Below are 12,048 nucleotides of genomic sequence, written 5' to 3' on the forward strand. Positions count from 1 at the left end.
CGACCAGCGCTGGTCGGGGGCCTCATCGGTTGATGCCTTCAGCAGATTCAGCCGATCACTCGGTGACGGCCTTCTTCAGCAGGGAGCCGGCCGAGATGCGCACGCCGTAGGTCGCCGGGATCTCGATGGTCTCGCCGGTGCGGGGGTTGCGGCCGGTGCGGGCGGCGCGCTTGACGCGCTCGGCGGAGAACAGACCGGTCAGCTTCAGGCCTTCGCCGGACTTCATGGCCTCGACGAACACATCCTGGAATGCGTTGACGGCGGCCTCAGCCTGAGCCTTGGTCAGGTGGGACTTCTGAGCGATCTTGGTGACGAGATCAGACTTGTTGTATGCCATGTGAGCATCCTTCTTGGTTCAGGGGTTGAGCCCATTGCACGTCTCAACCACATGTTCAGTAATGAATCTTAGCGCATAAATGTGGCGAAAGCGGCGTTTCGCAAGGGTTTCGGGAACTTTTTTCGCGTTCGGCGCCCTGCGGGGCACCGTCGGGGCGCGAAATCAGATCATATTGTGCTTGTCGAGCCATTTCATTGCGAGCGCGCCGATCGGGATGCGCAGCCAGTAGAAGCCGAGGCGGTAGACGAGCGTCGCCGAGATCGCGATCGTCGACGGCACGCCCACGGCCGTGAACGCTACCGACAGCGCGGCCTCGACGGCGCCGAGGCCGCCCGGCGTCGGCACGGCGGAGCCGAGTGTGTTCGCGAGCAGGAAGAGGAAGGTCGTCTCGATCGGGTTCGTCGAGTATCCGAAGGCCTCGAGGGCCGCCCAGAAGCCGAAGCCGGTGGCCACGTTGAGCAGCAGGCCGCCGGCGGCGCTCACGATGAGCTTCGTCGGCTGCGTCAGCGTCTCGAGCAGGCTGCGCGCATACGATTTGACGAGCGGCAGGTACTTGTCCGTCACCTTCTTGCGCACCGGCGGGATCGCCATCGCGACCGACACGATGAGCGCGACGGCGGCGATGACCATGATCAATGTGTTCGTCGGCACCATGCTCGACAACGAGTTGCGGCCGGTGAAGATACCGATGGCGATGAGCAGCAGCACGGTGACGGCGGCCTGCACGGCCCAGACGGCGCTCATGATCGCCGTGGCGACGGTGTTGCGGTAGCCGCTCTTGCGCAGGAACTGCAGGTTGACGAAGGCCGGGCCGATGCCGGCGGGCATAGAGACGGCGGTGAAGCCGGCGGCCATCTGCGAGAACAGGATGCCGAGCGGATGCCTGCGGTCGGGGTCGATGAAGCCGCCCAGCGAGACGGCCGAGCCGACCCAGGCGAGGAAGCTGAACAGCAGCACGACGAGCGCCATCCAGATGTTCGCGTCGCGCGCCGCCTTGATCATCTCGCTCGGGTTCATCTGCGTGATGACGACGACGACGGCGACGACGAGCAGCGCGAGAGCGAAGAACGAGCGCGCGCTGAATCGCGAGAGCGTCACCTGCTCGAGTGATTCGGAGACCTCCTCGGGCGCGAGCGTGCCCATGGACTTGCGCAGGTCCTCTAGCAGCGTCTTGCTCCATCCGTCGAGCGTGCGCGTGGAGGCGGGCACGGCGGCCTTCTGCACGAAGGGGATCAGGTTGACGAGCGTTTCGTCTCCCCAGACGCGGCGCGCGATGCGGATCGTGCGGTCGATGCCGGCGAGCGCCGCGCACAGCGCGAGCAGCTGCACCTTGTCGAGCGAGACGTTGGCCGGCGAGCTCGCGTCGTCGCCGTTCTGCCATCCGGCGATGACCGGCGCGCCGTGCGCGGTGCGGGCGAGGACGTCGGTCGTGATGCGCCGGTGCGTGTAGCCGCGCCGGTGCGCGCGCTGCAGGTAGGTCATGTATCCGGCGATCGCCTTGTCGTCGAGATGGTCGACGTCGGCGGGGCGCAGCGCCGAGTCGCGGTCGAGCACGAGGATCGACGACTCGCCCGAGTCGACGACGCCGTAGGGGCGCATCGAGGCGAGGCCGAGGTTGCGCAGGCCGAGCAGCATCGCGAAATGATGGTGCGTCGCGCTGACGGCGGAACGGTCGTGGCGCACGGCGACACCGCTCAGCCGGATGAGCTGCCACAGCTGGTTGAGGTAGCCGGTCACGTGCAGCTGGTTGTCGAGGACGGAGACGACGTAGCGCGCGCCGTCCTTCGTGCGGCACGAGTAGATGCGCGAGTTCTCGACGAGGTCGTCCTTGAGCGAGGTGTGCAGGATGCCGTCGTGCGCGCCGTCGGCGTCGCGCAGCCGCAGCTCGGCCGGGTCGAGGCCGATCTGCCGGAGCGCCGAGACGACGTGGACGCCCCAGGCACCCGAGTTCGGCGTGCCGATGGCGAAACGGATGACGAGTCCGACGACGCGGCCGACACAGATCGAGACGATGACGCCGGGGACGGAGTCCCACGAGCTGACGATGAGCAGCAGCGCGCCGACGAGCAGCACGTTCCAGCCCCATTTGACGGTCGAATGCATGCGCCGCGGACCCGCCACCGTCAGGAAGGCGCCGATCGCCGCATAGAAGTCCGGCAGCAGCGACGGGCCGCTGTGCGTGCCGGTCGACAGCAGCGAGTTGACGAGGATCGCCGAACCCTGCGAGGACAGCAGATAGGAGACGCCCCAGACGGCGCCGAAGCCGAGTATGAGCGCGCCGACCGCGCATGCCGAGCGCAGCCAGTCGCGGTTGATGACGAGCTGGATGAGCACGCTGACGACGGTGAACACGACGATGAGCTGCTGCAGGAACGACGCCGGAACGTCGAGCAGCCATTCGAGGGCGCGCGCGGCCGTGTGCGCGTCGCTCTCGACGCCCTGCGTGATGCCGCGCAGGTAGACGGCGAACACGATGATGAGCACGCCTGCAATGAGCGCGGCGGCCGCATGGAGCAGATCGGAGAAGACATGCGCGCGCTGCGGTTCGTTGTCCGCGATGACGACGTCGGCGACCTGCGGCCCGTCGTCGGCGTGCGGCCGGCTCGTCGGCGTTTCCTGTTCAGATGCTTGCATCGGCGTCCTTTTCCCATGGGTGGCGGCGGGCGTCGTCCCCGCCATGTCGTGCCGTCTTCGAACCTTACCATTCTAGGGGAGCGGCTGCCAAAAAAGGCGCCGGCGGCGCAGGGGACGGCCGCGCCTGCACGCCGCCCGCGCAAAGGCCGCCGCCCGGTCGCCGTCGGACCCTTTGGAGGATCGGACGGCGACCGGGCGGCGGCCTGCAGGGGTTTCGACGCGTCAGCGGTCGTGGGAGACGAGCTTCGCGGCGTCGCCGACATAGGTCGCCGGCGTCAGCGCCTTGAGGCGTGCGGCCGTCGCCTCGTCGAAGGCGAGCGAGTCGATGAACGCCTCGACGTCGCGCTGGCCGATCTCATGGCCGCGCATCAGCTCCTTGACCTTCTCGTAGGGCTTGTCCATGCCGGGCAGCCCCGCGAGTTCGCAGGCGCGCATCGCCGTCTGGATCGGCTCGCCGAGCACCTCCCAGTTCTCGTCGAGCTCGCGCGCGATGACGGCCTCGTTCGGATGGATCGACTTGAGGCCGCCGAGCAGGTTGTTCAGGGCGAGCACCGAATAGCCGATCGCCGAGCCGATGTTGCGCTGCGTCGTCGAATCGGTCAGGTCGCGCTGCCAGCGCGATTCGACGAGCGTCGCCGCGAGCGTGTCCAGCAGCGAGCACGAGATCTCGAAGTTCGCTTCGGCGTTCTCGAAGCGGATCGGGTTGACCTTGTGCGGCATCGTCGACGATCCGGTCGCGCCCTTGACCGGAACCTGCGCGAACACGCCGCGCGAGATGTACATCCACACGTCGACGCACAGGTTGTGCATGATGCGGTTCGCGTGGCTCATCGTGCCGTAGAGCTCCGCCTGCCAGTCGTGCGATTCGATCTGCGTCGTCAGCGGGTTCCACGTCAGGCCCATGCGGTCCTCGACGAAGACGCGCGACACGTCGATCCAGTCGACGTCCGGGACGGCGGCCAGATGGGCGCCGAAGGTGCCGGTCGCGCCGTTGATCTTGCCGAGGTACTGCTGCGCGCGCACATGGCCGATCTGGCGGTTCAGGCGGTAGACGTAGACGGCGAGCTCCTTGCCGAGCGTCGTCGGCGTGGCCGGCTGGCCGTGCGTCAGCGACAGCAGCGGCAGGTCCCGGAAACGCTCCGCCTGCTCGGCGAGCAGGTCGACGATCGCGTCGGCGCCCGGCAGCCAGACATGTTCGACGGCGTTCTTGACGCAGCGCGCCGTCGACAGGTTGTTGATGTCCTCGGAGGTGCAGGCGAAGTGCACGAGCGTCTTGAGGCCGGTCAGCTGCGTGGGCCGGCCGAGCACGTCCGCGGCCTTGTCGAGCTGGTCGTCGATGTAGTATTCGACTGCCTTGACGTCATGATGGGTGACGGCCTCGTGCGCCGCATGGCTCCTGATGCCCTCGGCGCCGAACTCCTCCGGGATCGCGCGCAGGAACGCCTGCTCCTGCTCGGTCAGCGGCTCGACGCCGGGGACGATCGGCTTCCAGCCGTTGCCGGCGTAGCCGTTGGCGAGCATGATCATCCATTCGACCTCGACGCGCATGCGCTCGCGGTTGAGTGCCGGCTCGCTGAGGTATTCGACGAGTTCGGCGGTCTGGGCATGGTAACGGCCATCGAGCGGCGTGAGCGCGATGGCTGGGGTGATGTCGGTGAGCTTCATGCTCCTCACTCTACGCAGGACCGTGAACGCGGGGGCGTCCCCGTCCCATCCATGAGACGGGGACGCCCGCCGGCCGTCACTCGTCCGCGTCGTCGCCGAGGCGGCCCCGCCAGTACGTTGTGCCTTGGTAGTCGCCCCCGATCGTTGAGCGCAGATGCGCGTCGTGCCGTTCGAGCGCCGGCGAGCCGAGCTGCGCGGCGCTCGCGTACGCGGCCTCGTGGAATGCGAGGTCGTGCGTCAGGCGCAGCGGCCCGTCATCGATGTCGACCGGGCTCGAGACGAGCGGCCGGTCGTCGCCGGCGTCGGCGAGCCGGCCTCGCACCGTGAGCCAACGGTCGCGCTCCGGGTTCGCGGCCCCGTCGAGCGCGGCGACGAGCTCGTCCTCCATCTCGATGCTCGTCACCCACACGTCCTCGCCGATCGGGTGGTTCGCGATCGGCGAGCCGGCGGTCACGATGTGCTCGACGCGGAACTCGCCGACGTAGTCGCTCGCGAGCGTCGCCGCGACGATGCCGCCCTGTGAATGCCCGACGAGCGCGACCGGCTCATCGGCGCCGACGCCGGCGCGCCTCATCGCCTCGGCGACGAAGCGCGCGCTGTCCGCACGCGCCCGCCGCGCCGCGTCGTCGCCCATGAGCTCGACGTTCTGCTCCCATCCGAACGGCGAGTCCGGCTGGCCGTCGGTGCCGGGGATCGTAACGAGCCATGCGTTCGTGCCGTCCGCGCGCGCATAGCGTGAGATCGCGATCGTCGCATACGACAGCCCGGTGCGCCCGCCGTCGCCGTTCGCGGCGCCGAGCCGGCGCAGGTCGTGCAGCGCCGCGGCCGTGCCGTCGACGTAGCCCACCGGCCGTTCGGAGGCGACCGGCGTGGTCTGCGTCACGACGAGGCGGTCGCCCTGCGCGCGGTCGTTGAGCGGCGCGCTCACGGCCGCGATCCGTCCGGCCGCCGCGGCGACGTGCCTTCCGTCGCCGCCGAGCGCTCCGACGCCCATCAGGCCGGGCAGGCCCGCCATGCCGGACAGATGCGCGCCGATGCCGGCCATCAGCCCCTCCTGCATCCAGGATGTGGCCCGCGACGCATGGGCGATGCCGAAGGACCCTTCGACGGCGTAGCCGTACGCCGCGCCGCACAGGCCGACCGAGGCGCCGATGGCCGTCATCGCCAGCGGATTGAGCGTCGTCAGCAGCTGCACGGCCTTCGACGTCAGTCCGCGGCTGTCCGATTCGGCCGCGCTGTACAGGCCGTGGGCGCGCGCGACGAGATCGGCGAGACGTCCGCATTCATCGCCGACGCGACGCAGCATCGCGCCGATGTCGTTGCAGGCGTCGACGGCGCGTGCGATGCGGTGCGACGCCGTCGCCGACGCCCCCGCCGCGCCGCCCGCCGTCTCGATGGCGGGCAGGCGCGCGAGCATGTCCATCTGTCGCGTCGACAGCGCGAAGGCCGTGCCCGTCCAGGCGTCGGCGCAGGCCGTGAGCGCCCGCTGCGTCGCCTCGAGCCGCGCCCAGGCCTCGAGATACCCGCCGTCGTCGGCGACGCCGTAGGAGCCGCCGTGCACCGAGGAGGTCACCAGTCTGGTCATCGCGCGCCTCCCGTCCCCAGCAGCATCGCCGGCGCGAGCTCGGCCTGCGCGCGTACGATGCGCGCCTGCGTCGAGACCGAGCGGATGCGCTCGCGGTAGAGTTCGCAGGCCGTGCCGTGCCATCCGTCGATCGCACAGGCGCCGAGCGAGGCGATGGCCCCGTCGATCGTCGACGCGCATTCGCGCGCCATCCGCTGCATGATCAGGTGGCAGTCGGCCATGGCGGCCTCGAGCGTCGCCATGGGGTCGTTGCCGCGCAACAGGGGTTCCGGGGTCGTGGGCGGCATGAGCGTCGGCGCGCCGTCCAGCGTTCGTATCGGCCGGCGCCCGTGGAGGGGGCCGGCCGTCCGCATCGTGTCTTGTGTCATGTCCATGCCTCCATTGGACGCCGACCTATACGGACGTGTCCAGCCGTGCCGTCCATGGTGACCGGAAGGCCGGCTCGGCCCCGGAATGTGGACGACACGGCGTGTGGATAACAGCCGCGTGCATCCACACCGCATGTGGACGGGGCCCGTCGCGTCCACGGCATGTGGATGAGACGGGCCCCGGGGGATGGATGCATCGGCGTGGGGGAGCGGCTCACCAGGGTTTGGCGTCGCGATCGCCGGCCGTGCCTCCCTGCTGTGTGCGCGTGCCGTCCTGCGCCGGGTCGGATTGGTCGCTTTCGGTCGGCTCGTTGTTCTTGAGCAGCTCCTCGAGCTTGCGCCGTTCCTGCTCGTCGAGCGCCGGATCGGCGCCGCCCCCGGCGTTCTGCGTCGACGTGCCGCCGGAATCCTGCGGCTGCTTGTCGCGCTCCTCCTGCGCGATGCGTTCCTCGAGCCGCCCCGTCAGCGCCTTGGAGACCTCGGCGTTCGCCTCGACGGACGAGGCGAGCTGCGGCAGCAGCGTCGCCTTCGCGGCCATGAGCGCGTCGTAGCGTGCGTCGGTCTGCCGCTGCTGCGTCAGCAGCCGCTTGAGGTCGGCGTCAGATTTGGACGCCTCGTCGATCGTGCGCGTCAGCGTCGCCGTGGCGTCGGCGTTCTCATCGGCGGCGTGGATGTTCCACAGCGACCAGACGGCTGTGGCCACGGCCACGGCGGCGACGACGAGCAGGACGATGCGGGCGGCGAGCGGGAGACGCCGCGTCCGCGCCGTGCGCGGTGCCTCGGATGGTGCGTCGGTCATTGCAGCAGCCTCCTTGATCGGCCGAACCAGGCGCCGGTCTCCCATGCCATGACGGCGAGCAGCGCGAGCACGACCGGCCAGACGACCGGCGTGACGCGCACGCGTTCCTTGTACGTCGTCGTCGAGCGCCAGCGCCGCGATTCCTTCGCGATCGCCGACGAGGCGACGGTGCCGCCGTCCTCGGTGAACAGCGCCGTGCCGCTCAGCTCGTCGGCGATCGACTCGATCTGGCTCCTGTCCATGATCGAGACGCCCGGCTGCCCGGTCGACGGGTCGACGACCCAGCCGCCGTCCGCGCCGTCCGCCGCCGGCTTCGGCACCTTGCCGCCGGACTCGGTGCCCACGCCGATGACGCAGGCGTCGTCGAGATAGCGGCGCAGCGACGAGAACGTGCGCCGCGACGTCGGGATCGTCTGCTCGCCGTCGGTGATCAGATACAGCACGATGCGGTCGTCGGGATGCGCATCGCGGATCGACTTGAGCGTGAGCAGCAGCTGGTCGATCGCCGCGTCCGCCGACGATCCCGACGACGCGGCCGTCGCCTCGGCGCGCAGCGACGCCGCCCAATGGTCGATCGCCGCCGCGTCCGGGGTCAGCGGCACGTCGAGCGTGCCCGCCGAGCCGAAGCTGACCGCTGCGAAGCTCGAGTTCGCGTAGGACGCCGTGATGTCGTCGATCGCGGCCTTCGCCGCATCGAGGCGGCTGATGTCGCGCCGGTCGCCGTAGGTCGCGTCGCCCACGCCCATCGATCCGGTCACGTCGGCCGCGATGACGACGTCGGTCGCGTTCACGGCGCGGCTCGTCGTCGTCGCGGCGACGCTCGGCGTGAACGCGAGCACGGCGAGCAGCACGCAGATCACGACGCGCCTGACGCACATGCCGAGCGTCTCGTCGCCATGCCGTCGCGCATACAGCGCGACGACGCCGACGGCGAGCGCGACGAGCGCGGCCGCGATGATCGACGCGGCGACCCATCCGAGCGCGGGAGCGAAGGTGAATCCGTTCATCGTCCCAACCTCCATGCCACAAGCAGCCATGCGCCGACGAGCACGGCGAGTGCGAGCGTCCACCAGCCCGGCGCGTCCGTCCATGCGGCGCGGCCCTCATCCTCGACGTCCTTCGTGCGCCGTGCGTCGATTGAGCGCACGAGCTCGTCGACCGAATCGCCGTTCGAGCGCGTCAGGAAGACGCCGCCGTGCTCCTCGATGAGCGTGCGCATCCGCGTCGTCGCCTCGTCGCCTTCGCTCTGGGGAGGTCCGGAGAACAGGCCGTCGACGGCGATATGCGCCTTCGACGTCATCGCGAGCGCCTCGTCGAGCGTGTAGGTGGGCGTGCCGGAGACGACGTTGTCGGTCGCCAATACGATCGACGCGTCACGGCTCATGTCCGAGGACGAGCGTCCGTAGGAGAATCCGGGCAGCATCGCCGCGCAGCTGACGAGGCCGTCGCCGATCAGGCTCGTCGCGTTCTTGCGGTTCTGCGTGCCGGCGAGCCAGTCGGAGATCTGCTGGTACTGTTGTTCGCTCATGCCGTCGATGTCGTCCTGCGATTCGACGCCGGCGAGTAGCTCGCTCGCTTCGTCGAGCTGCCGGCTGACCATCGCGTAGTCGTCGGTGAGCGGGAACACGGTGCGCGACGTCGAATTGAAGATGCTCATGCCGATGCGTTCTCCGCGGAAGTGCGCGACGAGCGAGCGGTAGGTGTCGATTACCTGACGGTCGTAGGGCAGCGCCGAACCGGAGACGTCGAGGCACAGCACGATGTCGCGCGTCGCGCTGCGTTCGGACTGCGCGTCCACTTGGGCCGGGCGCGCCGCGAACACGCAGACGAGCATGAGCGCGAGCGCGATGAGCGCGGCGGCTGCGCGGTTGAGCCTGCGCCACAGGCGCAGCAGCCGCGAGCCCTGCTCGGTCCCGAGGCCGTCGTCGACGTCCCACGCCTCGGCGTCCGCCGGGTCGGCGCCGCCGCGCGCGTTGAGCCAGAAGGCGAACGCGCCGATCGCGCACGCCGCGGCGAGGGCGACCGGGATCACCCAGGGCCATTGCCAGTGCAGCATCGTCAGCGCCACCTTTCCACGAGATCGGACACCCAGCCGGCGGCCGTCGCCACCGACGCCTCACGCACGCGCGGATGGTCGGCGTCGGCGAATTCGGGCGGGTAGAGCGCGGCGATCGTCATGCGCAGCGCATCCCAGTTGCCGGCGTCGCCGCCACGTGGTTCGCGTTCGAGCTCGCGCAACGTGCGCGTGGCGAGCGGACGGCCCGAGCGCGCCGACGCGAAGGCGCGCGCGATCGCGGCGAGGCGCGCATAGGCATCGTCGGCCGTGATTCGCCGCGCGTCGTAGTCATGCACGACGGCGTCGATACGCGCAAGCCAGGCGCGTTTGTCGGAACCATCGGCGTGCGCGCCGGCGGGGCGTCGCCTCGCGTCCGCGCGCCGTGGCATGAACGCGAGCGCGATGCACACGGCGGCGAGGGCGAGCGCGACGGCGCAGCAGATCCACAGCGGCGTCGCGAGCTGTGGCGCCGGAACAGGCCTGAGCTCATCGGAGGCGGCGAGACCGGACGGCATCATCATGACGGATGGTCTCATGCGGACACCCCCTTGCGCGGTCGCGCCGCGCCGACGCGCAGATGGGAGCGCGCGCCGGGCGCGCCCAGACGGCTCAGCGAGATCAGACGGACGAAATCGTGGAACATCGCCTCGCTCGAATCGGCGTGGATGAGGCGTGCGCCGGCGCGCGACAGCTCCTGGCGCAGCGCCGAGACGCGGTATGCGCGGTGCGTGGCGACCTCGTCGGTGAGCGTGCGGCGCGTCAGGAACGCGGGGATGCGCCGGCCGCTCGCTCCGTCGACGACGCGCATGCCGCGCCTGCCCGCGACCGGCTCGGCGGCGAAGGGGTTGATGGTGGCGACGTCGATGAGGACGAAGGGATGGGTCTGCGCGATGCGGCGGACGCGGCGCAGCTCGTCGTCGCCGACGGCGCCGCCGCAGGTCGCCAGCACGATGAGCGCGTGGCGGTCGCGCAGACGGACCGCGTAGTCGAGCAACGCGCCGAGGTTGCGCGGGCAGCGCCACGGGCGGTCGAGCGTCTCGTCGATCCTGCGCTCGAACTGCGCGAAGCCGCCGTGGAACGGCACGCGCATGATGCGCGACGCGTCGCCCAGCACGAGGGAGACGTTGTCGCTGCGGCGCAGCGTCAGCGCCGCGAACATGCACAGCGCGTTCGCGGCGACGGCGTACGCGCGTTCGCCCGACGGGCACGTGGCCGTCATCTCGCGGCCGGCGTCCATCAGCAGATGGACGCGGCTGCTCGAGCAGCGCTCGCGCTGCACGACCATCGTGCGGCCGGAGCGCGCGCTGATCTTCCAGTCGATCCGGCGCGCCTCGTCGCCGATCTCGTAGGCGCGCACGTCGAGCAGGTCGTCGGTGCCGCCGCGCCGCGGCGAGCGGTGCTCGCCCTCGAGCACGCCGAGCGCGCGTGCGACGGTCGGCAGCGACATCGACGTGCCCAGGGCCTCGATGCGCCGGCGCACCGGGTCTTCGTGTCGGCGGGCGTCGATCATGGAACCGGGACCGCCCTGACGATCTGGTCGACGACCTGATCGGCGTCGACGCCGTCGGCGAGGGCCTCGAAGGTCAGCAGGATGCGGTGGCGCAGCACCTCGTGCGCGAAGCGCTTGAGGTCCTCGGGGATCACATAGTCGCGGCCGGCCATCAGCGCCGAGGCCTGGCCGATGCGCACGAGCGCGATCGAGGCGCGCGGCGAGGCCCCCAGGCGTACGAGCGACGACAGCCCCTGGACGGGCTTCGGGCCGCCGCCGCGGGACGTGTCGGCGATGTCGACCGCGTATTTCATGATCGGGTCCGAAACGTGGACCTTCCGGGCGGCGGCGCACAGGAACTCGACGTCGGGGATTGAGACGACGTCCGGCGTCACGGCAGTCGGATCGAGCGTGTCGGAGCCGCGGCGCGCGAGCATCGCGAGCATCGCGACCTCCTGCTCGGGCGTCGGGTAGGTCATGACGGCCTTCATCATGAAGCGGTCCATCTGCGCCTCGGGCAGGTTGAAGGTGCCCTCCTCCTCGATCGGGTTCTGCGTGGCGATGACCATGAACGGCTTGGGCAGCGGGATGCGCTGGCCTCCGATCGTCGTGGCGCCCTCGGCCATCGCCTCGAGCATCGCCGACTGCGTCTTCGCGTTCGAACGGTTGATCTCGTCGAGGAGTACGAAGTTCGCGTGGATCGGACCGATCTGCGTCGAGAAGCGCTGCGTCGAGAAGTCGAAGACCTGCGTGCCCACGAGGTCGGAGGGCATCAGGTCGGGTGTGCACTGGACGCGTTTGAAGGTGCCGGAGACCGAGGTGGCGAGCGTCTGGGCGGCCGTCGTCTTCGCGAGGCCCGGCACTGATTCGATGAGGATGTGGCCGCCGGCGACGAGCGTCGTGATCAGCGATTCGCGCAGGTTGTCCTGTCCGACGAGCGTCGCCGCGAAGCGGTTGCGGATCTGTGCGACGAGCTGCTGCGCACGCGCCGCGTCCTGGGCGGACAGCGCCGGGGGTTTGGGGGCGGCCGGCGGGGCGGCCGGCGGCGTCTGTGGTTGCTGTTGGAACAAGGCCATGGCATGCACTCTTCTGTAGTTCGGATGGGTTCGAGAGCA

11 protein-coding genes are annotated in these 12,048 nt (G+C 70.0%); all 11 read right to left on the reverse strand.

Annotated features, from left to right (window positions below; translation table 11 throughout):
- Nucleotides 1–55 precede the first annotated feature (55 nt).
- The 11 genes from D2E22_RS04675 to D2E22_RS04720 all read right to left on the reverse strand — a co-directional run bounded on the left by D2E22_RS04675 (nt 56) and on the right by D2E22_RS04720 (nt 12,009).
- Nucleotides 56–337: an HU family DNA-binding protein gene (locus D2E22_RS04675; protein WP_022857750.1), complete on the reverse strand. Its 282-nt coding sequence runs from the start codon at nt 335–337 to the stop codon at nt 56–58.
- 162 nt (nt 338–499) lie between these two features.
- Nucleotides 500–2,971: a lysylphosphatidylglycerol synthase transmembrane domain-containing protein gene (locus D2E22_RS04680; RefSeq protein WP_126031956.1), complete on the reverse strand. Its 2,472-nt coding sequence runs from the start codon at nt 2,969–2,971 to the stop codon at nt 500–502.
- Between the two features lie 222 nt (nt 2,972–3,193).
- The gene (purB, locus tag D2E22_RS04685) at nt 3,194–4,636 is read right to left on the reverse strand and encodes an adenylosuccinate lyase (protein WP_126031957.1); all 1,443 of its coding nucleotides are present in this window, start codon (nt 4,634–4,636) and stop codon (nt 3,194–3,196) included.
- A gap of 76 nt (nt 4,637–4,712) precedes the next feature.
- Nucleotides 4,713–6,221: an esterase/lipase family protein gene (locus tag D2E22_RS04690; RefSeq protein ID WP_164518419.1), complete on the reverse strand. Its 1,509-nt coding sequence runs from the start codon at nt 6,219–6,221 to the stop codon at nt 4,713–4,715.
- On the reverse strand, nt 6,218–6,595 hold the full coding sequence (locus D2E22_RS10490; protein WP_164518420.1) for a hypothetical protein: 378 nt from the start codon (nt 6,593–6,595) through the stop codon (nt 6,218–6,220). Before D2E22_RS10490 ends, D2E22_RS04690 begins: the two co-directional genes overlap by 4 nt.
- Nucleotides 6,596–6,803: 208 nt before the next feature.
- Nucleotides 6,804–7,388 (reverse strand): DUF6466 family protein, encoded by a 585-nt coding sequence (locus D2E22_RS04695; protein WP_126031959.1) that lies wholly within the window; start codon nt 7,386–7,388, stop codon nt 6,804–6,806.
- Nucleotides 7,385–8,395, reverse strand: coding sequence for a vWA domain-containing protein (locus D2E22_RS04700; protein WP_126031960.1), 1,011 nt, complete (start codon nt 8,393–8,395; stop codon nt 7,385–7,387). Before D2E22_RS04700 ends, D2E22_RS04695 begins: the two co-directional genes overlap by 4 nt.
- Nucleotides 8,392–9,444: a VWA domain-containing protein gene (locus tag D2E22_RS04705; RefSeq protein ID WP_126032106.1), complete on the reverse strand. Its 1,053-nt coding sequence runs from the start codon at nt 9,442–9,444 to the stop codon at nt 8,392–8,394. The genes D2E22_RS04700 and D2E22_RS04705 overlap by 4 nt, the downstream gene beginning before the upstream one ends.
- 2 nt (nt 9,445–9,446) lie before the next feature.
- On the reverse strand, nt 9,447–9,980 hold the full coding sequence (locus D2E22_RS04710) for a hypothetical protein (protein ID WP_126031961.1): 534 nt from the start codon (nt 9,978–9,980) through the stop codon (nt 9,447–9,449).
- Complete coding sequence (locus tag D2E22_RS04715; RefSeq protein ID WP_126031962.1) at nt 9,977–10,954, reverse strand: DUF58 domain-containing protein; 978 nt, start codon at nt 10,952–10,954, stop codon at nt 9,977–9,979. Before D2E22_RS04715 ends, D2E22_RS04710 begins: the two co-directional genes overlap by 4 nt.
- Nucleotides 10,951–12,009, reverse strand: a complete 1,059-nt coding sequence (locus tag D2E22_RS04720; protein ID WP_126031963.1) for an AAA family ATPase — start codon at nt 12,007–12,009, stop codon at nt 10,951–10,953. The genes D2E22_RS04715 and D2E22_RS04720 overlap by 4 nt, the downstream gene beginning before the upstream one ends.
- Nucleotides 12,010–12,048: the final 39 nt, after the last annotated feature.

This window comes from Bifidobacterium castoris (assembly GCF_003952025.1).
GTDB lineage: Bacteria > Actinomycetota > Actinomycetes > Actinomycetales > Bifidobacteriaceae > Bifidobacterium > Bifidobacterium castoris.